The sequence below is a fragment of the Microbacterium sp. UNCCL10 genome, from assembly GCF_000746195.1.
Taxonomy (GTDB): domain Bacteria; phylum Actinomycetota; class Actinomycetes; order Actinomycetales; family Microbacteriaceae; genus Microbacterium; species Microbacterium saccharophilum.
This window is the reverse complement of sequence record NZ_JQKT01000007.1, coordinates 1,691,424-1,711,661: the sequence shown is the minus strand read 5'-3', so window position 1 is coordinate 1,711,661 and position 20,238 is coordinate 1,691,424. Positions and strand designations below refer to the sequence as shown.

The 20,238-nt window shown below is 72.8% G+C and carries 23 protein-coding genes; 12 read left to right on the top strand and 11 right to left on the bottom strand.

Annotation, left to right across the window (positions count from 1 at the left end; translation table 11 throughout):
- Positions 1-40: 40 nt before the first annotated feature.
- From BR85_RS08445 to BR85_RS08430, 4 genes are read left to right on the top strand one after another with little or no spacing between them, the layout of a single operon-like run.
- Positions 41-874: an ADP-dependent NAD(P)H-hydrate dehydratase gene (locus BR85_RS08445; protein WP_028496150.1), complete on the top strand. Its 834-nt coding sequence runs from the start codon at positions 41-43 to the stop codon at positions 872-874.
- Positions 875-933: 59 nt separating this feature from the next.
- Positions 934-2,157 carry a glycosyltransferase 87 family protein gene (locus BR85_RS08440; protein WP_051526214.1) on the top strand — a complete coding sequence of 408 codons (1,224 nt, stop codon included), beginning with the start codon at positions 934-936 and terminating at the stop codon, positions 2,155-2,157.
- A gap of 9 nt (positions 2,158-2,166) precedes the next feature.
- On the top strand, positions 2,167-2,490 hold the full coding sequence (locus BR85_RS08435) for a thiamine-binding protein (RefSeq protein ID WP_028496149.1): 324 nt from the start codon (positions 2,167-2,169) through the stop codon (positions 2,488-2,490).
- A 4-nt stretch (positions 2,491-2,494) separates the two neighbouring features.
- Positions 2,495-3,151: an NUDIX hydrolase gene (locus tag BR85_RS08430; RefSeq protein ID WP_028496148.1), complete on the top strand. Its 657-nt coding sequence runs from the start codon at positions 2,495-2,497 to the stop codon at positions 3,149-3,151.
- Position 3,152: 1 nt separating this feature from the next.
- On the opposite strand, the gene metX is transcribed toward BR85_RS08430, so the two are convergent.
- On the bottom strand, positions 3,153-4,355 hold the full coding sequence (metX, locus tag BR85_RS08425) for a homoserine O-acetyltransferase MetX (protein WP_028496147.1): 1,203 nt from the start codon (positions 4,353-4,355) through the stop codon (positions 3,153-3,155).
- 81 nt (positions 4,356-4,436) lie between these two features.
- Here metX and BR85_RS08420 point away from each other — a divergent pair, with 81 nt between their 5' ends.
- The gene (locus BR85_RS08420; protein WP_028496146.1) at positions 4,437-5,369 is read left to right on the top strand and encodes a hypothetical protein; all 933 of its coding nucleotides are present in this window, start codon (positions 4,437-4,439) and stop codon (positions 5,367-5,369) included.
- 68 nt (positions 5,370-5,437) lie between these two features.
- Here the strand turns inward: BR85_RS08420 and BR85_RS08415 are convergent, their stop codons facing one another.
- On the bottom strand, positions 5,438-6,922 hold the full coding sequence (locus BR85_RS08415) for a bifunctional o-acetylhomoserine/o-acetylserine sulfhydrylase (protein WP_092896871.1): 1,485 nt from the start codon (positions 6,920-6,922) through the stop codon (positions 5,438-5,440).
- On the opposite strand from BR85_RS08415, the gene BR85_RS08410 reads away from it, so the two are divergent.
- On the top strand, positions 6,921-7,703 hold the full coding sequence (locus BR85_RS08410) for an SDR family oxidoreductase (RefSeq protein WP_197018593.1): 783 nt from the start codon (positions 6,921-6,923) through the stop codon (positions 7,701-7,703). The two genes, BR85_RS08415 and BR85_RS08410, sit on opposite strands and share 2 nt — an antisense overlap.
- Before the next feature lie 15 nt (positions 7,704-7,718).
- Here BR85_RS08410 and BR85_RS08405 read toward each other — a convergent pair whose 3' ends face one another.
- Positions 7,719-9,158 carry an MFS transporter gene (locus BR85_RS08405; protein ID WP_028496143.1) on the bottom strand — a complete coding sequence of 480 codons (1,440 nt, stop codon included), beginning with the start codon at positions 9,156-9,158 and terminating at the stop codon, positions 7,719-7,721.
- A 75-nt stretch (positions 9,159-9,233) separates the two neighbouring features.
- Here BR85_RS08405 and BR85_RS08400 point away from each other — a divergent pair, with 75 nt between their 5' ends.
- From BR85_RS08400 to BR85_RS08390, 3 genes are read left to right on the top strand one after another with little or no spacing between them, the layout of a single operon-like run.
- Positions 9,234-9,734 carry a phosphoribosyltransferase gene (locus BR85_RS08400; protein WP_028496142.1) on the top strand — a complete coding sequence of 167 codons (501 nt, stop codon included), beginning with the start codon at positions 9,234-9,236 and terminating at the stop codon, positions 9,732-9,734.
- A complete protein-coding gene (locus BR85_RS08395; RefSeq protein ID WP_028496141.1) occupies positions 9,734-10,444 on the top strand; it encodes a uracil-DNA glycosylase in 711 nt (236 codons plus the stop codon). The genes BR85_RS08400 and BR85_RS08395 overlap by 1 nt, the downstream gene beginning before the upstream one ends.
- 9 nt (positions 10,445-10,453) lie before the next feature.
- Positions 10,454-11,071 (top strand): GNAT family N-acetyltransferase, encoded by a 618-nt coding sequence (locus BR85_RS08390; protein WP_028496140.1) that lies wholly within the window; start codon positions 10,454-10,456, stop codon positions 11,069-11,071.
- Here BR85_RS08390 and BR85_RS08385 read toward each other — a convergent pair.
- The 8 genes from BR85_RS08385 to BR85_RS08350 all read right to left on the bottom strand — a co-directional run bounded on the left by BR85_RS08385 (position 11,048) and on the right by BR85_RS08350 (position 18,420).
- A complete protein-coding gene (locus tag BR85_RS08385; RefSeq protein ID WP_028496139.1) occupies positions 11,048-11,374 on the bottom strand; it encodes a protealysin inhibitor emfourin in 327 nt (108 codons plus the stop codon). The genes BR85_RS08390 and BR85_RS08385 overlap by 24 nt on opposite strands.
- Complete coding sequence (locus BR85_RS08380) at positions 11,364-12,416, bottom strand: M4 family metallopeptidase (RefSeq protein WP_028496138.1); 1,053 nt, start codon at positions 12,414-12,416, stop codon at positions 11,364-11,366. Before BR85_RS08380 ends, BR85_RS08385 begins: the two co-directional genes overlap by 11 nt.
- A 10-nt stretch (positions 12,417-12,426) precedes the next feature.
- Positions 12,427-13,245 carry an ABC transporter ATP-binding protein gene (locus tag BR85_RS08375; RefSeq protein WP_028496137.1) on the bottom strand — a complete coding sequence of 273 codons (819 nt, stop codon included), beginning with the start codon at positions 13,243-13,245 and terminating at the stop codon, positions 12,427-12,429.
- Positions 13,242-14,030: an ATP-binding cassette domain-containing protein gene (locus BR85_RS08370; protein WP_028496136.1), complete on the bottom strand. Its 789-nt coding sequence runs from the start codon at positions 14,028-14,030 to the stop codon at positions 13,242-13,244. Before BR85_RS08370 ends, BR85_RS08375 begins: the two co-directional genes overlap by 4 nt.
- On the bottom strand, positions 14,027-14,899 hold the full coding sequence (locus BR85_RS08365; RefSeq protein WP_028496135.1) for an ABC transporter permease: 873 nt from the start codon (positions 14,897-14,899) through the stop codon (positions 14,027-14,029). The genes BR85_RS08370 and BR85_RS08365 overlap by 4 nt, the downstream gene beginning before the upstream one ends.
- Positions 14,896-15,846 (bottom strand): ABC transporter permease, encoded by a 951-nt coding sequence (locus BR85_RS08360; protein ID WP_028496134.1) that lies wholly within the window; start codon positions 15,844-15,846, stop codon positions 14,896-14,898. The genes BR85_RS08365 and BR85_RS08360 overlap by 4 nt, the downstream gene beginning before the upstream one ends.
- The gene (locus BR85_RS08355) at positions 15,843-17,354 is read right to left on the bottom strand and encodes an ABC transporter substrate-binding protein (protein WP_028496133.1); all 1,512 of its coding nucleotides are present in this window, start codon (positions 17,352-17,354) and stop codon (positions 15,843-15,845) included. The genes BR85_RS08360 and BR85_RS08355 overlap by 4 nt, the downstream gene beginning before the upstream one ends.
- A 106-nt stretch (positions 17,355-17,460) precedes the next feature.
- On the bottom strand, positions 17,461-18,420 hold the full coding sequence (locus tag BR85_RS08350; protein WP_028496132.1) for an alpha/beta fold hydrolase: 960 nt from the start codon (positions 18,418-18,420) through the stop codon (positions 17,461-17,463).
- A gap of 69 nt (positions 18,421-18,489) precedes the next feature.
- On the opposite strand from BR85_RS08350, the gene BR85_RS08345 reads away from it, so the two are divergent.
- From BR85_RS08345 to BR85_RS08335, 3 genes are all read left to right on the top strand, one after another.
- The gene (locus tag BR85_RS08345) at positions 18,490-18,975 is read left to right on the top strand and encodes a carboxymuconolactone decarboxylase family protein (RefSeq protein ID WP_028496131.1); all 486 of its coding nucleotides are present in this window, start codon (positions 18,490-18,492) and stop codon (positions 18,973-18,975) included.
- Entirely contained in the window at positions 18,972-19,694 is a 723-nt protein-coding gene (locus BR85_RS08340; RefSeq protein ID WP_028496130.1) for a tyrosine-protein phosphatase, read from the top strand. The genes BR85_RS08345 and BR85_RS08340 overlap by 4 nt, the downstream gene beginning before the upstream one ends.
- A gap of 67 nt (positions 19,695-19,761) precedes the next feature.
- Positions 19,762-20,226 (top strand): SIP domain-containing protein, encoded by a 465-nt coding sequence (locus BR85_RS08335; protein WP_028496129.1) that lies wholly within the window; start codon positions 19,762-19,764, stop codon positions 20,224-20,226.
- The last annotated feature ends 12 nt before the right edge of the window (positions 20,227-20,238 follow it).

Below are 20,238 nucleotides of genomic sequence, written 5' to 3'. Positions count from 1 at the left end.
CCTTCGTGTAGGCACTCGTGGGGGCGGGTAGGGTGGCGCCATGCTCGACACCGACGAATGGACGGCGGCGGACACCGCGGCCGTCCTCCGGGTGCCAACGGGCTCCGACGACAAGTATTCCCGAGGCGTGCTGGGCGTCCGAACCGGCTCGGACGCGTATCCCGGCGCCGCGGTGCTCGGGGTGGAGGCCGCGTGGCGCACCGGGCTGGGGATGGTGCGGTACCTCGGCCCCGCCCGGCCGGCCGATCTCGTGCTGCAGCGGCGTCCCGAGACGGTGACGGTGGACGGCCGGGTGCAGGCCTGGCTCATCGGCTCCGGCACGGACGCCGGCCTCCGCTCCCGCGCGGAGACCCAGGCGCTGCGCGGCATCCTGGGCGGCGCGGAACCGGTCGTCGTGGACGCGGGCGCCCTCGACCTCGCCCCGGAGGCGACGGCGCCGCTCATCGTCACCCCGCACGCGCGGGAGCATTCCCGGCTGCGGGACATCCTCGGCCTCGGCGATGAGCCGGATGCTGTCACGGCGGCGCGGGAGACCGCGGCGGCGCTCGGCGGGGTGGTTCTGCGCAAGGGCGCGGTCACGGTCGTCGCGGCGCCGTCGGGCTGGGTGCGCGCCGTGCGCGCGGAGACGTCCTGGCTCGCGACGGCCGGCACCGGCGACGTGCTCGCCGGGGCCCTCGGCGCGCTCGTCGCGGGCGGCGCCGCCCGCGGCCCGCTGACCGGCGACGAGCTCGCGGCGCTCGCCGCCGCCGCCGCGTGGCTGCATTCGCGTGCCGCCCGGCTCGCCTCCGAGGCCCGTTCCGGCGGCCCCGTGACGGCCGGCGACGTGGCCGACGCGCTCGCCGCGGCGGTGGGCGGCGTGCTGTCCGCCGGCTGAGCCGGCGTTCCGGCGGCCGGCCGGGCGGATCGTCTGCCGGTGCTCCTTAGGATGGGGGGATGTCGAGGCGCAGCGTCCTGTGGATCGCCTTCGTCCTCGTGCACCTCGGCGTCTCGTGGCTGGGATTCGTGATGCCCAACGAGCCGATGGGCGACGTCTACCGCGTCTACGAGCCGTGGTCGGCGCAGGCGCTCCGGGGAGGCGGGATCGTCGGCGTCGATTCGGCATGGGTGTACCCCCAGCTCGCCCTCGTCCCGATGGTGCTCACGCAGATCATCGCGTCTCTCGTGGGCAGCTACACGGTCGCCTGGGCGGTCCTCGTCGCGCTGGCGGATGCCGTCGCGTTCGCCGTCCTCGTCGGGCGCGGCCGCTCCACCGGGCGCGCCGTCGCCGCGTGGTTCTGGCTGGCCGCGATCGCGCTCCTCGGCCCCGTCGGCATCTACCGCCTGGACGGGTTCACCGTCCCGATCGTCATCCTCGCGTGCCTGTGGATCATCGGCCGCCCGTGGGTCGCGTCGCTCCTCCTGTCCGCCGTCACGTGGATGAAGGTGTGGCCCGCCGCCGTCCTCGCCGCCGCCGTGATCGCCGCCCGCCGACGCGGCGCGCTCATCGGCGGGGCCGTCGTGATCTCAGCGCTCACCCTCGCGGCGGTCGTCGCGGCGGGCGGCGCCGCGAATGCGTTCGGCTTCATCTCGGATCAGACCACCCGCGGGCTGCAGGTCGAAGCGCCGGTGAGCATGCCCTACCTCTGGGGTGCGCTCCTGCGCCTGGACGGGTTCTGGGTGTACTACTCCATGGACCTCCTCACGTTCCAGGTCACCGGCACCGAGATCGATACCGTCATCGCGGCCATGACCCCGCTGCTCATCCTGGCCGTCAGTGCCGTGGCGGTGCTGGGAGCCGTGCAGGCGGCGCGGGGCGTGAGGTTCGTCGCGCTCTTCCCGACCCTCGCGCTGGCACTCGTCACGGCCTTCATCGTGTTCAACAAGGTCGGCTCGCCGCAGTACCTCTGCTGGCTCATCCCGCCGGTCCTCATCGGGCTGGTCCTCGACCGGGCGGACTGGTTCGCGCCGGCCGGGCTGACCCTCGGCGCCGCACTGCTGACGCAGCTGGTGTACCCCGTGCTGTACGCCGACATCCTCTATCCGGCCCCGCTCGCCGTGACACTCCTCACGTTGCGCAACCTCGTGCTCGTCGCGCTGTTCGTGTGGATGGTCGTCCGTCTCGCGCGGCTGCACCCCCGGGTGCGCGCCCGCATCGCCCTGCTGCATCCGATCCCCTGAGAGGTCCCCATGCTCATCGCCTTCTCCGTCGCCCCGAGCGGTACCGGCCGCGCCGACGGCTCCGTGCACGATGCCGTCGCGGCGGCCGTCGCCGTCGTGCGGGCCTCGGGTCTCCCGCACCGCACGTCGTCGATGTTCACCGAGATCGAGGGGGAGTGGGACGAGGTCATGGCGGTCGTGAAGGCGGCGACCGACGCCGTGCTGCCCTTCGGGTCGCGGGTGTCCCTCGTGCTGAAGGCGGACATCCGCCCCGGCCGGACGGGAGAGCTCACCGGCAAGGTCGAGCGGCTGGAGCAGGCCCTCGCGGCCCGTCCGGCGCCGGACGGGGACTGACGTCGTGCCCGCAACCGACATCCCGGTCGCCGCGACCGTCGTCATCTTGCGGGGCGGCGCCGCGGGTCCCGAGGTGCTCATGATCGAGCGCCCGGACCGCGGCAGCTTCGCGGGCGCCTGGGTCTTCCCGGGCGGGAAGGTCGATCCCGGAGACGCGCGGCGCACGGCGGAGGAGACCGCCCGCGCGGCAGCCGTCCGCGAGACGCGGGAGGAGACCGGGTTGCGGGTGGCGGCGGAGGATCTCGTGCTGTTCGCGCTGTGGGACCCGCCCCCGGACCGGCCGCTGCGCATCCGCACCTGGTTCTTCCTCGTCGCGCACCCCGGCGGGCGGCTCGCGCTCGCCGCCGACGAGGCGGTCGACGCCGTCTGGGCCCGGCCCGCGGACCTTCTCGAACGGCACGCGCGGGGCGAGCTCAGGCTCTACCCGCCGACCTGGGTCACGCTGCACGAGCTCGCGGAGCGCCAGGACGCGGCCGACGCGCTCGCCGTGCCGCGCATCAGCGGTCCCCGTCACTACGAGAGCGTCGCCCGCACCGGCCCGGACGGGTCGCTGCTGCTGTGGCGGGAGGATGCCGAGTACGACGCGGCGGGCGCTGCCGGCACGGCACGGCACCGGCTCGACGTCTCCCACCTGCCGTGGGTGTACACGCGGGCGGACTGACTCAGTCCTCGAGCAGGCGCCGCAGATGCCGGCCGACGGCGGGCGTCTCGATGAGGAAGCTGTCGTGCCCGAAGTCGCTCGTCAGCACGACGGCGTCGTCGTCGATCGTCGAGCGGATGCCGCGGGCGATGCGGTGCTGGCCGTCCACGGGGAAGAGCCGGTCGCTGTCGATGCCCAGCACGAGGGTGCGCGCGCTCACGCGGGCCAGCGCATCCTCGACCCCGCCGCGGTCACGGCCCACGTCGTGCGAGTTCATCGCCTCGACGAGGGTGATGTAGCTGTTGGCGTCGAAGCGGCGGGTGAACTTGTTGCCGTGGAAGTCGAGGTAGCTCTCCACCGCGAAGCGCCCGCCGTGCCCCAGCGGGCTCTTCCCGGACTGCCAGGAGCGCTGGAAGCGCTGATTCAGCTCGGTCGGGCTGCGGTAGTTCAGCAGCGCCATGCGTCGGGCCAGCGCGAGACCGCGGTGCGGGCCGTCGCCGTCGCCCGCGTCGTAGTACTCCCCGCCGGCGTAACGGGGGTCGATCTGGATGGTGGCCAGCTGCACCGAGTTGAGCGCGATCTGGTCGGCGGTGGTCACCGGGGGAGCGGACAGCACCGCGAGGCGCTGCACGCGCTCCGGTGCGCCGATGCCCCACTCCAGGGCGTGCATGCCGCCCATCGAACCGCCGACCACGGCGGCCCACACGTCGATGCCGAGCGCATCCGCGAGGCGCGTCTGCGCCGCGACCTGGTCGCGGATGGTCAGGTACGGGAAGCGCGCGGCCCACTCGTAGCCGTCCGGCGCGATGCTCGCGGGACCGGTCGAGCCCTGGCATCCGCCCAGCATGTTCGGCGCGACGACGAACCACCGGTCCGTGTCGATGGGGCAGCCGGGTCCGACGATGTCGTCCCACCAGCCGTCGGTGGGGTGGCCGGGACCCGCGGGCCCCCGCACATGGCTGTCTCCGGTGAGGGCGTGGAGGATCAGAACGGCGTTGTCGCGCGCCGGATTCAGCGTGCCCCACGTCTCGTAGGCGAGGCGGATGCCGGGCAGCTCCCGGCCGCCCTCCGTCCGGAAGGCGCCGAACGCGGCGAACCGGCGCTCGCCCGGCGGATCCCCGTCCCGCCATGCGCCGGACGTCGGCGGACGGCCCAGCAGCGAGCGCGCGTCGGCCTCCGTGATCGGTGCGCTCGGCACCGTGTCCTCGGAGGTCTGCCAGTCCATGCGTGCCATTCTCCCGTGCCGCCGCGTCGCCGCGGTCCGTGTTACGCCGCGCATGTCCCCGCCCCTGACTAGCATCGCGCCATGGACGACGTGCTCGAGTACCTCCTGTCGGGCGACCCGGCCATCCGGTGGCAGGTGCTGCGCGACCTCACCGGTGCCGGGCCCGAGGCAGTGGCCGCGGAACGTGCGAAGGTCGCGGTCGAGGGCTGGGGTGCGCGCCTTCTCGCACTGCAGGCCGAGGATGGGCACTGGGACGGCGGCACCTACCGGCCCGGCTGGGCGCCTGCGGACCGGCCCTTCTTCGACGCGTGGACGGCGACGCACTTCGTGCTGCAGCAGCTCGCCGACCTCGGCGTCGACCCGGACGACCCGGCGGTGCGCACCGCCGTGGAGCGGGTGCGCGCGCAGGTGCGCTGGGAGCATGCCGGGGAGCCGTGCTTCGACGGCGAGGTGGAGCCCTGCATCAACGGCGTCGCGTTGAGCGTCGCCGCGTACTTCGGGCACGACTGCCGCCGCATGGTCGACACGCTCCTGGCCGGGCAGCTCGCCGACGGCGGCTGGAACTGCTGGGACGACGCGGCCGTGTCCTCTCTGCACTCCACGATCTGCGCGCTCGAGGGACTCCGCGACGCGGAAACGGCGCACGGTGACGGCCGCATCTCCGACGCCCGCCACCGTGCGGAGGAGTACCTGCTCGCGCGCCGGCTCCTCTGGCGGCGGAGCGACGGCGCGCTCATCGACCCGCGCTTCGGGATGCTGTCGTATCCGGTCCGGTGGTTCTACGACGTCCTGCGCGGCCTCGACCACTTCCGCCTCGTCGACCGGCGCGACCCCCGCCTGGCCGACGCCGTCGAGGTGCTGCGCGCCAAGCGGCTGCCGAACGGTCTCTGGCCGCTGGAGAACACGCACGAGGGCGCCACGCTGTTCGGGATGGAGGGCGAGTCCGAGGGGTTCCCGAGCCGCTGGGTGACCCTGCGCGCCCTCCGCGTGCTGCGGTGGTGGGACGCGGCGTGACCCGCACACGACGGATGCCCCACCCCCGGCAGGGGTGAGGCATCCGCCGTGTTCTGAGGAGGAACGGATCAGGCGCGGGCGGCCTCCGACACGCGGCGCGCCGCGCCGAGGGCCTGCTCGAGGTCGGCCTTCAGGTCGTCGATGTTCTCCAGGCCTACCGACAGCCGGACGAGGCCCGGCGTGACACCGCTCGTGAGCTGCTGCTCCGGCGTGAGCTGGGAGTGCGTCGTGGAGGCGGGGTGGATGACGAGCGAGCGGACGTCGCCGATGTTGGCGAGGTGGCTGAACAGGGTCAGCGAGTTCACGAACTCGCGGCCCGCCTGCACGCCGCCCTTCAGCTCGAACGAGAGCACCGCGCCGACGCCCTTCGGCGCGTACGTGTTCGCGGCGGCGTACCAGGGCGAGGTCGGCAGGCCGGAGTAGTTGACCGACGCGATGTCGTCGTGGTTCTCCAGCCACTCGGCGATCTCCTGCGCGTTCTGGACGTGACGCTCGATGCGCAGCGACAGCGTCTCGATGCCCTGGATGAGGTTCCAGGCGCTCTGCGGCGAGATCGCCGAGCCGAGGTCGCGCAGCAGCTGCACGCGGGCCTTGATGATGTACGCGAGGCCGTCGCCGACCGCGTCGGTGTAGACGGCGCCGTGGTAGGAGGGGTCCGGCGTCGTGAGGCCGGGGAAGCGCTCGGAGTTCTGCGACCAGGCGAACGTGCCGCCGTCGACGATGGCGCCGCCGATGGTCGTGCCGTGACCGCCGAGGAACTTCGTCACCGAGTGGACGACGATGTCGGCGCCGTGCTCGAACGGCCGGATGAGGTACGGGGTCGCGATCGTGTTGTCGACGATGAGGGGGACGCCGGACGCGTGCGCGACGTCGGCGACCGTGCGGATGTCCAGGACGTTGATCTGCGGGTTGCCGATCGTCTCCGCGAAGAACAGCTTCGTGTTGGGGCGGACGGCGGCGCGCCACGCCTCCGGGTCGTCCTGGTTCTCGACGAACGTCGTCTCGATCCCGAGCTTGGCGAGGGTGTACTTGAACAGGTTGTACGTGCCGCCGTAGATCGAGCTGGAGGAGACGATGTGGTCGCCCGCCTCGGCGATGTTCAGGACCGCGAAGGTCGACGCGGCCTGGCCGCTGGAGAGCACCAGGGCGCCGGTGCCGCCTTCGAGGGCGGCCAGCCGCTGCTCCAGGACATCCTGGGTGGGGTTCTGGATGCGCGTGTAGATGTTGCCGAACTCGGCCAGGGCGAAGAGGTTCGCGGCGTGGTCGGCATTGTCGAAGACGTAGGACGTCGTCTGGTAGATCGGGGTGGCGCGTGCCTTCGTGACCGGGTCCGGGGCGGCGCCGGAGTGGATCTGCTTGGTCTCGAAGCGCCAGTTCTCGGGTGCGGACATGTCGGGCTCCTGCTGGTCGGTCGGGGCCGGCGACGGACGCCGCGGGCCATCACAGACAGTACGGTCGCGGCCTGGGCGCGACAACGCCCGGGAAATGTGACGTAACGCGGCACGCGGTGAAGCGGACGCGGCGCCCCGGCGGGATGGGTAGCGTGGAGGCATGACGACACGACGCGCTGTGGTGACCGGCGCCAGCTCCGGCATCGGCGAGGCGACCGTGCGCGCGTTGCGCGCGAGCGGATGGGACGTGGTGGGCGTCGCCCGCCGCGCGGAACGTCTCGCGCGTCTCGACGAGGAGATCGGCTCGGTCTCCTTCGCCGCCGACCTCACGGTGTCCGCGGACGTCGACGCGCTCGCCGAGCACCTCGAGAAGACCGGTCCCGTCCACGCCCTCGTGCACATCGCCGGCGGCGCGCGCGGGACCGACCGCGTCGAGGACGGCGACCCCGACGACTGGCGCTGGATGTTCGAGGTGAACGTGCTGTCGGCGCAGCTCGTGACGGCCGCGCTGCTGCCGCTCCTGCGGCAGGCGTCCGTCGACGGGCACGCCGACACGCTGTATGTGACATCGACCGCCGCGCAGACCGCGTATCCCGGCGGCGCGGGGTACAACGCCGCGAAGGCGGGGGAGTCGATGCTCGTGCATGCGCTCCGGCTCGAGCTCAACGGCGAGCCGATCCGCGTCACGGAGATCGCTCCCGGCATGGTGCAGACCGAGGAGTTCACGCTCAACCGGCTCGGAGGCGACCGGGCCGGCGCGGAGCGCGTCTACGAGGGCGTCGCGGAGCCGCTGACGGCCGAGGACGTGGCGGACGTCATCGCGTACGCGCTCAACGCGCCCGGACACGTCAACCTCGACCTCGTCACGATGCGCCCCGTCGCGCAGTCGGCGCAGCACCTGCTCGCGCGCGGCCCGCTGCGGCCGCGTCTGAACCTCGACTGACGGCGGGCGACCCGGTCAGGCCGGCGGAGCGTCCGCGAAGGCCACCTTGGGCACGAAGACGAGGAGCAGCGCGGCGAGGAAGCCGCCCGCGGCGCAGATCGCCCACACCGTGAGGTAGCCGCCCAGTGACGCCGCGGTCTCGCTCGCGACCGCGCCCGCCCCGGCGGCCAGCACGACGCCGAAGACGGCGGAGGAGAACGTGCCGCCGATCGTCTTCGTCGTGTTGGTGAGGGCGGAGGCCACGCCGGTCTGGCCGCGCGGCGCGGCCGCCGCCGCGGCCGCGGGCATCGCGCCGACCAGGGCGCCGCAGCCGAGCCCCGCGATCGACAGGTTCAGCAGCACCTGCCACACCTCGACGTGGAACGGCAGGAACAGGGCGTAGCCGACGCCGACGAGGAGCGCCGCAGCGATCAGCACGACGCGGGGGCTCGCCCGGCGTGAGGTGACGGCGAAGATCACCGCCCCGACGATGAGGGAGACCAGGTACACGCCGATGATGTTCGACCGGTCGGTGGCATCCAGCCCCAGCCCGTACCCGAGCGACGGGTCGGTTCCCGCGTAGGTCGACAGCGGTCCCTGTGCGCCGAGCAGGCTGATCCCGACGAGGAACGCCGTCGCCTGCACCGGCCACATCTCGGGACGGCGGAGCACGCGGATGTCGACGGCGGGGTCGCTCTGACGCAGTTCGTAGCGCACGAACACCACGAACCCGGCGACGCCGGCGGCCAGCAGCAGCCAGACCCACACGGCACCGGGGCCGTTCAGCCGCAGGAACGTCAGCGCGCTCGTGACCAGGAGCAGGGCGAGGGCCAGCAGCACGAAGCCGCCGGTGTCCAGGCGCCGGCCGGGCACCGGCTCGGACTCGGGGACCCAGCGCCAGATGACGACGGCGACGAGGGTGACGGCGACGGCGGGCACGAGGAGGGTGAGCGTGAGGTTCTCGCCGGTCGCGGCGAAGATGCGCCCCGCGGCGAGGGCCCCGATGATGGCGCCGGCCTGGAGGCCCACGACGAGGAGGCCGGCGGCGCGGCGGGTCAGGGAGACGCCGCGGTTCTGCGTGCGGCCGCGCTCGAAGATGAGCGCGATCTCCAGCGGCAGCCAGACGACGTAGAAGCCCTGCAGCGCCCACGCGATGAGGAACGTCCAGAAGGACGTCGCGAATGCGAGCCACCACGTCGCCCCGGCCGTGAGGATCGCCGCGATCAGCAGGATCCGCTTGTGCCCGAACATGTCGCCGAGCTTCGCGAGCACCGGCACGACGAGGGCGGACAGGAGCAGCTGCGCCGCTTCGAACCAGTTGACGTCGGAGTCGTGGATGCCGAGCGTCAGGACGATGTCGCTGAACAGCGGCACGTAGTACCCCTGCAGGATGCCGGAGACGAGCTCCACGACGATGAACCAGCCGATGAGGCTCGCGGTGATCCCGAGCGTGGAGGTGCGGAGGGTCGTGGTCACGGCGCTCAGTCTAGGGGCGCGCCGGCGGCGCCCCGCGGCACCTCTAGGCTGGTGCGGAGCAAGAGGAGGCGCCGGGTGACGCACGAGCGGGAGACCCTGACCTGGGACGGGTTCGGAGACGCATCTCGGGAGCTGGCGCGGGCGATCGTCGCGGACGGCTTCGTGCCCGATGTCGTCGTCGCCATCGCGCGCGGGGGACTGCTGCCGGCCGGCGCCATCGCGTACGGATTGGGCGTGAAGAGCTGCGGAGCGCTGAACGTGGAGTTCTACACCGGCATCGGCACGGTCCTCGACGCGCCCGAGCTCCTGCCGCCCGACCTCGACCTCGGCTACCTGCCCGGCAAGCGGGTCCTCCTCGTCGACGACGTCGCCGACAGCGGCCGCACGCTCGCGCTCGCGGTCAAGCTGCTGGACGACGTCGGCGCGGACGTGCGGTCGGTCTGCATCTACACGAAGCCGGGCTCCGTCGCGATGCCCGACTACTCGTGGCGCGAGACCGACCGGTGGATCGACTTCCCGTGGTCGGCCAAGGGGAGCGTCCTCCAGGAGGATGCGGGCACGGCGGCGACCGCCTGATGTCCGCGTCGCTCGACGAGCTGGCCGAAGCCGGGCTCCTCGACGCCGAGTGGGCCGCCGCCCTGGCCCCGGTGGCGGGCGACATCGCGGCGCTCGGCGCCCGGCTGCGCGCCGAGCTCGCCGCCGGGCGCGGCTACCTTCCCGCCGGGGACCGCGTCCTGCGTGCGTTCGCCCGCCCCCTGAGCGACGTGAAGGTGCTCATCGTCGGTCAGGACCCGTACCCCACCCCGGGGCACCCCATCGGGCTGTCGTTCGCCGTCGAGCGGAGCGTGCGGCCGCTGCCGCGGAGCCTGCAGAACATCTACCGCGAGCTGCACGAGGACCTCGGCATCCCGCCGGCCGCGCACGGCGACCTGTCCGCGTGGAGCGACCAGGGCGTCATGCTGCTGAACCGGGTGCTCACCGTCGCCCCCGGCGCCCCGGCATCCCACCGCGGGTGGGGCTGGGAGGCGGTGACGGAGCACGCCATCCGGACCCTCGTCGCCCGTGCCCAGCCGCTCGTGGCGATCCTGTGGGGCAAGGATGCCGCAGGCCTGAAGCCGCTCCTCGGCTCGACCCCCGTCATCGAGTCGGCGCACCCCTCCCCGCTGTCCGCGCGGCGGGGATTCTTCGGCTCGCGGCCGTTCTCCCGGACCAACGAGCTGCTGCGGGAGCGCGGTGCCGACCCGGTCGACTGGCGCGTGCCCGACCCGGACGCCCTGCCCGCGTAGGCTGTCGGCATGCTGGAGGAGGAATACGACCGGGACCGGCGCCGGCTGCCCCGGCACCTGCGGCGCCAGCCCGAGCCCGAGCGGCCGTTCACGTACGAGATCCGTCCTGCCGTGCGCGGCGACGTCCCCGACATCCGGGAGATCTACAACTACTACGTCACCAACTCCGTCGTCACCTTCGACGAGAAACGGTGGACGCACGCCCAGTGGGCCGACAAGTTCGACCACCTGCAGAAGCTCGGCCTCCCGTTCCTCGTCGCCGTCTCGCCGTCGGGGCAGGTTCTCGGCTACGGCTACGTGTCGCCGTGGACCGGCAAGTCGGGCTACCGGTACACGGTGGAGAACTCCATCTACCTGGGTCAGGCGGCCACCGGCAAGGGGCTCGGGCGGGCGCTGCTGGAAGCCCTCATCGACGCGTGCCGGCAGCTCGGCATCCGCGAGATCGTGGCCGTCATCAGCGACCGCGGGGCGGAGGCCTCCGTCGCCCTGCACGAGCGGCTCGGCTTCGTCGAGGTCGGCCGCATGGGCAGGGTCGGGTTCAAATTCGGGCGCTGGCTCGGCACGATCTACATGCAGAAGCACCTGGAGCCGGTGAAGAAGCGCTCATTCCTGCGGCGCCGGGACTGACCGCGCCCGCTCGCGCACGGCGTCGACGAGCTCGCGCCACGGCCCGTCGAGGTCGTGCTCGGCGAGCTCGGCGTGACGCTCCTCGGATCCGCAGACGGCGGAGACCGACCAGGTGAACCGGTCCGCCCCTTCCGGCGCCGCCGCGTCCTCCCCGCAGTCGTCCCAGGGGCACCGGTGAACGAGGGCCACGAGGTCGGACTCCTCGCCGCCGACCGCGTGCCAGCGGCGGGACAGGCCCGCGAGCCCGCCCGTGCGCACGACGGTCACGGCGACGGCAGGTGCGTCTTCGGGTTCAGCGGCCATCCTCGATCACGCCGACGCCCGTCCATGCGTCCCGGACGGCGGCGGCCTCCTCCGAGTCCTCACCGTACTCCTCTGCCGCAGTCGCCCGGGTGGCCGCCGCGAACGCCGCGAAGTCCGAACGGGGGCTGAGGCGCCCGCCGGTGAGGGTCAGGTACCAGATGCGGCCGGCGCGTTCCCACGCGTGCCCGCCCAGCGCCATGGCCGCCAGATGGAACGCGCGATTGGGGATGCCGGAGTTGATGTGCACGCCGCCGTTGTCCTCCGTCGTCTCGACGTAGTCCGCCATGTGCCCCGGCTGCGGGTCGCGCCCCAGCACGTCGTCGTCGTAGGCGGTGCCGGGAGCGCTCATCGAGCGCAGCGCGGTGCCCTGGACGGCGTCGGTGAAGATGCCGGCGCCGATGAGCCACGACGCCTCATCGACGGACTGCCCCTGCAGGTGCTGCTCCGTCAGCGCGCCGAAGACGTCCGCGATCGACTCGTTCAGCGCGCCGGACTGGCCGGTGTACTCCAGTCCGCCGGCGTTCTCGATGACGCCATGGCTGAGTTCGTGCGCGATGACGGTCACGCTGCGCGTGAAGCCGGCGAAGACCTCGCCGTCGCCGTCGCCGAACACCATCCGCTCGCCGTTCCAGAATGCGTTGTCGTAGTCGACGCCGTAGTGCACGGTCGCAGCCATCGTGCCGCCCACGCCATCGATCGAGGCCCGCCGGAACGCATCCCAGTACATGTCGAAGGTCGCGCCCAGACCGTCGAACGCCTCATCCGCGGCGCGGTCGCCGGTGGCCGGATCGTCCTCGCCGCGCACCCGCACCCCCGGCAGCGTCGTCCGGTTCTGCGCGTCCGAGATCACCCGGTCGGGGGCCGGCGAGACCTCGACGACGAGCGCGTCGCCGTCGACGGACAGGTCGAGGCGGCCGCGCACCGGCCGGTACTCGCGGGCGACGGCCAGCGTGGCGCGGGCGGCTTCGGCGGCATGGGCCAGATGCGGTTCCTGCGTCGCGGCGAGCCGGGCCAGCAGGTACGGGGGGACGATCGCGTGCATGTGCGACACGTTAGCCCGCGCCACCGACCCCGTGGTCTCGCGCGTCGATGATGGGGATGGACGCCAGCAGTCGCCGCGTGTAGGCGACCTGAGGCTCCAGGAGCACCTTCTCCGTCGGGCCCTCCTCGACGATGCGTCCGTCCTTCATGACGAGCACCTCGTCGCAGAGGTTCTGCACGACCCCGATGTCGTGCGAGACGAGGAGGAGGGTGAGCTGCTCGCGGCGACGGAGTTCGCGCAGCAGCGCGAGGATCTGCGCGCGCACCGTCACATCGAGCGCGGACAGCGGCTCGTCGCCGACGAGCACGCGGGGGCGGTGCGCGATGGCGCGCGCGATCGCGATCCGCTGCCGCTGGCCGCCGGAGAACTCGTGCGGGAAGCGGTCGGCCATCTCCGGCTCCAGGCCCACGTCCGCCAGCACCTCGCGCACGCGGGCGCGCCGATCACCGGGGATGCCGAGAGCCCACAGCGGCTCGGCGACGATCCGCCCCACGCTCATCCGCGGATCCAGCGACGCGTACGGGTCCTGGAAGACGATCCCCGTCTCGCGGCGAAGCCAGTGCAGCGACCGGGCACCCGCCGTGGCGTCGACGGGCCGGCCGTCGAACTCCACGGTGCCGGAGGTCGGGGTGTCCAGTCCGAGCAGCAGGCGGATGAGGGTGGACTTCCCGGAGCCGGACTCGCCGATGATCCCGACGGCGGACCCGGCGCGGACGTCGACGTCGGCGTCGTCGAGGGCGGTCGTGTACCGGGGCGCTGCGAACAGGCCGGGGGAGGGTGCACGGAACCGGCGGCCGAGTCCGCGGGCGCGGATGAGCTCGTCGCTCATGACCGGCCCCCCGGACGCCACAGGGTCGCGGTCGCATCGCGGAGGAGCCCCTGCGTGACGGGGGAGGACGGCGCGGTGAGCAGCCGCGAGATGGGTCCCTCCTCCACGACGCGGCCGTCTTCGAGGACGACGGCGTGCGTCGCGATCTGCGACAGCACGGCGAGGTCGTGCGTGATGAAGACGAGCGACATCCCGTCATCGGTGACGAGGGAGTGCAGCAGCTCGAGGATCTCCGACTGGATCGTGACGTCGAGGGCCGTCGTGGGCTCGTCGGCGATGAGGAGGCGCGGGCGGCACGCGAGGGCCATCGCGATCGCCACACGCTGCCGCTGCCCTCCGGAGAGCTGGTGCGGGTAGCGGCCGACGATCTGCTCCGGGTCGGGGAGGCGCACGCGGGCGGCTTCGGCGACGGCGCGGGCGAGCGCCTCGCGCCGGCCGAGTCCCTCGTGGATGCGGACGGACTCGGCGATCTGCCGCCCCACGGTGCGGATCGGGTTCAGGGCGGTGCGCGGCTCCTGGAAGACGATCCCGATCTCGTCGCCGCGCAGCCGGGCGAGGTCGCGATCGGGGAGGTCGATCAGCTCGCGGCCGTCCCAGCGGATGCTGCCGCTCGCCGTCGCACCGCCCGGCAGGAGCCCGAGGAGGGCGAGGGCTGTGAGGGACTTGCCGGAGCCGGACTCGCCGATGAGGCCGACGCGCGCACCGTCGGGGACGTCGAAGGAGATGCCGTCCACGACACGGCGACCGGAGATCTCGATCGTGAGACCGCGCACCTCGAGGCTCACGCGACCACCTCCGGCACGTGATGGGCGGCGCGGCGCGGGGACAGAGTGGGATCGGTGGCCTCACGGAGTCCATCTCCCAGGAGGTTCAGGCCGAGCACCGTGAGGGTGATGGCGAGACCCGGCCACACGACGGTGAGCGGGTACACCGTGATGTACGCCTGCAGATCCTTCAGCAGCAGCCCCCAGGACGGCTCGGTGACCGGGGCCCCGAACCCGAGGTAGCTGAGGCCCGCCTCCGCCAGCACGGCGACGGCCATCGCCCACGACAGCTGCACGATGAAGACGGGCGCGACGTTGGGCAGCAGGTGCCGCCACAGGTTCTGGAACGGGGTGAGGCCGCTCGCGCGGCCCGCCAGGACGAAGTCGCTGTGCAGCACGCGACGCAGCTCCGGCCGCGTGACCCGGGCGACGTTCACGCCGAACCCGATCCCCACCGAGATGATGACGACCCAGAGCGAACCGCCCCACACGGCGGAGATCATCATCGCGATGATGAGCACGGGGAAGGCGATGAGGATGTCGACGACGACGGCGACGGACTCGCGGATCCAGCGGGCGGTCAGGGCGCCGAGGGAGGCGAGGATGATGCCGATCACGGTCGCGACGACGGCGGCGCCCACCGCGACCCGGAGCGTCGTGCCGGCGCCGGCCATGAGAAGGCTCAGGATGTCGCGGCCCGACCCGTCGGTGCCGAGGAGGTGCGGCCAGCCGGGCGGCGCCCAGCGGCCGGCGATGTCCACGCGCTGCGGGTTGAACGGCGTCCAGAACCGTGCCGCGATCGCGACGACGGCGATGCCCGCGGCCACGAGGAGACCGAAGCGGCCCGTGGACAGCGCCCACAGCCGGCGGAGCCAGGCGAACCGGGTCATTCCGCCTCCCGCTGCCGTGGGTCGATGGCCCGGTGGGCGAGGTCGACGAGGAACCCGACGATGAGGACGAAGCTCGTGAGCACGAGGAGCTCGCCCTGCACCTTGAGCAGGTCGCGATTGCTGACGTCGGCGACCAGCATCCGTCCGATCCCGGGCAGGGTGAACAGCTGCTCGATGACGACGGCGCCGACGATGATCCCGGCGACCTGAAGGCCCAGGACGGTGATGATCGACAGTCCGACGGTCGGAAGGCCGTGCCGGATGAGGGCCTGCGTGCGGGTGAGGCCCTTCGCGGCGGCGGTGCGCACGAAGTCCTCGCCGACCGCCTGCAGGGTCGCCGAGCGCACGAACCGCAGCAGCATCGCGCCCTCGATGACCCCGATCGTGATGGCGGGCAGCAGCAGGGCGCGCAGCGCCGCGCCCGGGTCGGACCAGCCGGATCGGGGGAAGCCCTGCGCCGGCAGCCAGCCGAGCCAGACGGCGAACACGACGACGAGCATCATGCCCGCCCACACGACGGGGACGGCCGCCACCGCCTGCGCGCCGACGTTCAGCGCCGTGCCGTCGGCGCGGCCGCGCCGGATCGCGGACAGCACGCCGAAGGGGAGCGCGATGACGATCGCCACGGTCATCGACAGGAGGCCGAGCGGGATCGTCACCTGCGCCTTCTGCGCGAGCTCGCTCGCGACCGGTGTGCCGGTGAGCATCGACTCGCCCAGGTCGCCGGTCAGGATGCCGCCGATCCAGGTGGCGTACTGCACGGGCAGCGGCTGGTCCAGGCCGAGGCGCTGCTGGATCGCCGCGATCTGCTCCGGCGTCGAGTTGATCCCGGCGATGAGCTGGGCTACGTCTCCGGGCAGGACCCGGAGGGTGAAGAAGATGAGCGCACTGGCGACGAACAGCCCGAGCAGCAGCAGGGCCGATCGTGTCAGGGCGTACCGGATCACTCCGTGCTCTTGACCAGCTGGGCGAGGTTGAGCCGCTCGTTGACGTTCACCGACGGCACGCCCGTGACGTTCGAGGCGACCGCGAGCACGGAGGCGCCGTTGTACAGCCAGTCCGCCGCCATGTCCTCCGACACGATGCGCGCGGCCTGGGCGAGGAGGTCTGCGGTCTCGTCGGGGTCGACGGCGGCGACCGACTCCGCGTACAGCTTCTGCACCTCGGCGTTGTCGTACGTGAAGTAGTACTCCGGGTTCGCCCAGTTCTCGAAGTCCCGCGACTCCGTGTGCAGCACGAAGCTCAGCTCGTAGTCCTGGTTGATGTAGACGTCGTTGATCCAGGTGGGGAACTCGACCTGGTTCACCTTGAGCGTGATGCCCACATCGTCGAGGTTCGACACGAGGATCTGCGAGACGGTCGTGCCGTACCCGTTGTACAGCGTCAGCGTCAGCGTCAGGTCCTCCGCGTCGGCCTCCTTCAGGAGGGCGCGCGCCGCATCGGGGTCGAACGGCGCCACCTCGGAGAGGTCCTCGTAGCCGGGGTCCAGCTCGGGGATGGGGCCGTACTGGGTCTGTCCCGCGCCGAGGGCCTCGACGATGGCATCCTTGTCGATCGCCTGGCGGATCGCCTGGCGGACGCGCTCGTCGCTCAGCGGGCCGCTCTTCGAGTTCATCGCGAGCGTGCCCTTGTCGGTGGACTTGCCGAGCACGAGCGCGAAGTCGCCGCCGGCCTCGATCTGGTCCTTCAGGTTCGCGTCGAACCCGGTCAGCACGTCGAGTTCGCCGGCGAGGGCGCCGTTGAGCGCCGCCTGAGTCTCCGGGATGTAGCTGAAGACGACCTCGGCCACCTGTGCCGGCTCGCCCCAGTAGCCGTCGTAGCGCGCGAAGGTGATGCTGGCGCCCTGCTTCCAGCCGGCCAGGGTGAACGGGCCGGTGCCGTTCGTGGCCGTCTTGCGGTCGATCGTGTCGTCCTTCTTGAGGATGAGTCCCGCGCGGCCGGTGAGGTTCCACAGCAGCGTCGAGTCCGGCGCGCCGAGGGTGAGGGTGATCGTCTGCCCCTCCGCGGTGATGCCGGTGACGCCGGCGAGGCGCGCGGAGTCGCGGTAGGCGGCGTCGTCCCGCACCTGTGTGAGCGACCACACGACGTCCTCGGGCGTCAGATCCTGGCCGTCGTGGAACGTGACCCCCTCGCGGAGCGTGAACGTGTAGGTGAGGCCGTCGGGGGAGATCTCGTAGTCGCTGGCGAGGGCGGGGACGACCTCCTGGTCGGGCGTCCGGGCGACGAGGCCCTGGTAGACGTTGTCGATCAGGATCTGGTCGAGCGCGGCGCCCGCCGTCTCGCGGATGTCGAGGTTCCCGGGCTCCAGCACGAGGCGGATCCCGACGGAGGCGTCGGGGTCGGCGGTCAGCTCGGTCTCGGACGGACCGGGCTCTGCGCTGCCCGTGCACGCGGTCAGGAGGAGGGCGCCGGCGGCGAGCATCGCCGCGGCGGCGAGGGCGGTACGACGAAGCATGCGGGGGTGGTCCTTTCGCAGGTGCAGACTCGGCATCATCGCTGTCCGATGCGGGTCTGCGGACGTGGTGCGCACAACAGCCTAGGGTGACGCGTCCGCTGCGGGGTCATCCGGCGTCATGAACGCGTGCCGCGAGGAGTCCGCCGAGCTCGACGGGCTGGTCCTCCTGCACGTTGTGCCCGGCGGCGACCGTGATGACCTCGGCGGCGGGCAGGCGCCGCCGGTACTCGTCGACGTCGGCGGGGGTGAGATAGCCGCGGTCGCCGCGGATGAGGGTGACCGGGACCGCCACGGCCGCGAGGTCGTCCCACCCGGCGGCGGAGAGCACCCCGGCCGACGCGCTCGCCGCACTGTCGGCCGCGGCCGCGGCCGCGCGGTCGGTGGCCAGGAGGTGGGCGAGGTGCGCGAAGTGGTGCTTCCACTCCACCCGCCCGTCCTCGCGGACGCGGGAGTTGAGGAACACGCCGCGCGTCGCCGCCTCCCGCGACCCGCCGAGGCCGAAGGAGAGGGCGCGGTCGACGAGCTCCTCCCGCGAGGCCCAGTCGGTGGGGCCGGCGAAGAACGCGCGGATCTGGCTGGCGCCGCCGTTCGGGTCGAGCCCCGGGGAGATGTCGACGACGATGAGTCGGCGCACGAGCTCCGGGTGCGCGGCGGTCAGCGCCGCGGCGGTCAGGCCGCCGAGCGACTGGCCGACGAGCACCTGCGGCGACGCCGCCCACACCGAGAGCACCGCGGCGAGGTCCGCCGCGAGCAGGCGGCCCGTGTAGGCGCCGTCCGCACGCCACGACGAGTCGCCGTGCCCGGGCAGGTCGACGGCGAGCGCGGGCAGGCCGAGGGCGAGGACCGTCGTGTCCCACGTGTGGGCGTTCAGTCCCGCGCCATGCAGGAGCGTGACCGCAGGGGGCGGGAACTCCCCGGTGGCCGGGTCGCCGTACTGCAGCGCGCTGACCGTCCGGCCGTCCGGCAGCGGCGCCGTCACCCGGCGCACCGGCGGGATCGCCGTCACCCCGATGCCGGCCGCCTGCGCGGGGAGGAAGGAGAACTCGTCGAACGGGGTCGTGGTCACGCGGCATCCTCGGGGTGACGGGGCGATGGTCGATCCATTCTCCCGGATGCCGTCGGTAGGGTGGGCGTCATGACCCCGGAACGCCGCGTCCATCTGTCCCGATCGGCTCGTCCCGCGTACGACGCGCTCGAGGCGTTCTCGCAGACCGTCGGGGAGATCGCGGCAGAGGCCGGCATCGACGCGCGGATGAAGGAGATCGCCCTCGTCCATGCCTCTCAGCTGAACGGGTGCGCGTACTGCGTCCGCATCCACGTCGACCGGGCCGTCGCGGCAGGGCTCACGGCCGACGAGATCGCGCAGATCGCGACGTGGCGCGACTCCGGTGTCTTCACGGCCCGGGAGCGGGCCGCCCTCGAACTCGCCGAGTGCTACGTGTACATCCACGAGGACGGCATCCCCGATGAGGTCTACGACCACGTCGGCGGCATCCTCTCCGAGCAGGAGTACGTCGCGCTGAGCTGGCTCCTCGTGTCGATCAACGCCTTCAACCGCATCACGATCGCGGGCAAGTACCCCGTCCCGCCGCGGCGGGGGGCCACCGCGGACCCGGCATGACCGACCCGCTGACCGTCGCGGGTGCCCTGAACTTCCGGGACACCGGCGGCCTCCCTGCGAGCGGGGGGACGACGCGTCCCGGCGTGCTGTTCCGGTCCGGGAACCTCGCCCGCGTCGACGCCGCGGGACGGGAGACGCTGCGGCGGCTGGGCCTGCGGCGCATCGTGGATCTCCGCGACGACGCCGAGGTCGCGTGGGAGCCGACCCGGCTCGCCGACCTCGGCCACGAGACGGTCCGGATCCCCCTGTTCGCGGGGTCGACGGCATCCTTCTTCGCCGAGGACCTCACCCTCGACGACCTGTACCGCTCCCTCGTCGACGGCGCGGGGGAGAGCATCGTCGAGGTGGTGCGCGCCGTGATCGCCGACCAGCCGGTGCTCGTGCACTGCACCGTCGGGAAGGACCGCACGGGCGTGACCGTCGCGCTCGCACTGGCTGCCGCGGGCGTCGACGAGGATGCCGTCGTGGCCGACTACGCGCGCACCGAGGCGCTGCTGCCGGCGCAGCGCAACGAGCGGGTGCTCGCCTACCTGCGGAGCCTGCACCCCGAGGCGCGACACCTCGAGGAGCTCGCGACCCGGTCGCCCGCGCCCGCCATGCGCCGCGTGCTCGACGACCTGCGGGCCCGCTTCGGGGCGCCCGTGGAGTTCCTCCGCGCGCACGGCCTCGGCGACGACGAGATCGTCGAGCTGCAGGGCGTCCTGATCGCCTCGCGCTGACGGCGCATCGGCCGCGCCCCAGACCAAGGTTAGGCAACCCTTCCTCGCGGGGTATAGTGGTCGCATCATGTCCCGCTCCACCGCGCACACCCCCGCCGCCTGCCGGGCGTCCAAGCACACGCGCGTCCAGCACCTCATCACGGCGGACGAGTCCTCGCTCGCCGAACTCGAGGCGCTGATCGCGACGCTCCCGCTGTGCTCGACCGGCCGCGTGTTCGTGGAGGTGCCGGATGCCGGCTGGATCGGGCGTCTTGCGGCCCCGGCGCGGATGACCGTCACCTGGCTCGACCGCTCGCGGCGCTCCGGAGCGCCCGGGACCGGTCGCGCCTGCGCACCCGGGGAAGCGCTGGCGCGCGCCGTCACGGCGTGGGCGGACGAGATGCTGTGCCGCGAGGACGACGCGACCCGCATCCACCTGCTCGGCGGGTTCCTGGGCACGGCCGACATCGTCGACCATCTGACCAGCGCACTGCACATCGACGCGTCCGCGATCAGCGCTCCCGAGCGCTTCGGCCTGCTGTCCGCACGGTAGGGCCTGCGTGGG

Excerpts from the sequence above, each read along its gene's own strand:
- BR85_RS08445 (WP_028496150.1), top strand. The coding sequence starts at position 41 with ATGCTCGACACCGACGAATGGACGGCGGCGGACACCGCGGCCGTCCTC.
- BR85_RS08415 (WP_092896871.1), bottom strand. The coding sequence starts at position 6,922 with ATGCCTCCACGCTACCCATCCCGCCGGGGCGCCGCGTCCGCTTCACCG.
- BR85_RS08440 (WP_051526214.1), top strand. The coding sequence starts at position 934 with ATGTCGAGGCGCAGCGTCCTGTGGATCGCCTTCGTCCTCGTGCACCTC.
- metX (WP_028496147.1), bottom strand. The coding sequence starts at position 4,355 with ATGGACTGGCAGACCTCCGAGGACACGGTGCCGAGCGCACCGATCACG.
- BR85_RS08340 (WP_028496130.1), top strand. The coding sequence starts at position 18,972 with ATGACCGACCCGCTGACCGTCGCGGGTGCCCTGAACTTCCGGGACACC.
- BR85_RS08355 (WP_028496133.1), bottom strand. The coding sequence starts at position 17,354 with ATGCTTCGTCGTACCGCCCTCGCCGCCGCGGCGATGCTCGCCGCCGGC.
- BR85_RS08385 (WP_028496139.1), bottom strand. The coding sequence starts at position 11,374 with ATGGCCGCTGAACCCGAAGACGCACCTGCCGTCGCCGTGACCGTCGTG.
- BR85_RS08335 (WP_028496129.1), top strand. The coding sequence starts at position 19,762 with ATGTCCCGCTCCACCGCGCACACCCCCGCCGCCTGCCGGGCGTCCAAG.
- BR85_RS08395 (WP_028496141.1), top strand. The coding sequence starts at position 9,734 with ATGTCCGCGTCGCTCGACGAGCTGGCCGAAGCCGGGCTCCTCGACGCC.
- BR85_RS08375 (WP_028496137.1), bottom strand. The coding sequence starts at position 13,245 with ATGAGCGACGAGCTCATCCGCGCCCGCGGACTCGGCCGCCGGTTCCGT.
- BR85_RS08410 (WP_197018593.1), top strand. The coding sequence starts at position 6,921 with ATGACGACACGACGCGCTGTGGTGACCGGCGCCAGCTCCGGCATCGGC.
- BR85_RS08435 (WP_028496149.1), top strand. The coding sequence starts at position 2,167 with ATGCTCATCGCCTTCTCCGTCGCCCCGAGCGGTACCGGCCGCGCCGAC.
- BR85_RS08365 (WP_028496135.1), bottom strand. The coding sequence starts at position 14,899 with ATGACCCGGTTCGCCTGGCTCCGCCGGCTGTGGGCGCTGTCCACGGGC.
- BR85_RS08380 (WP_028496138.1), bottom strand. The coding sequence starts at position 12,416 with ATGCACGCGATCGTCCCCCCGTACCTGCTGGCCCGGCTCGCCGCGACG.
- BR85_RS08420 (WP_028496146.1), top strand. The coding sequence starts at position 4,437 with ATGGACGACGTGCTCGAGTACCTCCTGTCGGGCGACCCGGCCATCCGG.
- BR85_RS08390 (WP_028496140.1), top strand. The coding sequence starts at position 10,454 with ATGCTGGAGGAGGAATACGACCGGGACCGGCGCCGGCTGCCCCGGCAC.
- BR85_RS08345 (WP_028496131.1), top strand. The coding sequence starts at position 18,490 with ATGACCCCGGAACGCCGCGTCCATCTGTCCCGATCGGCTCGTCCCGCG.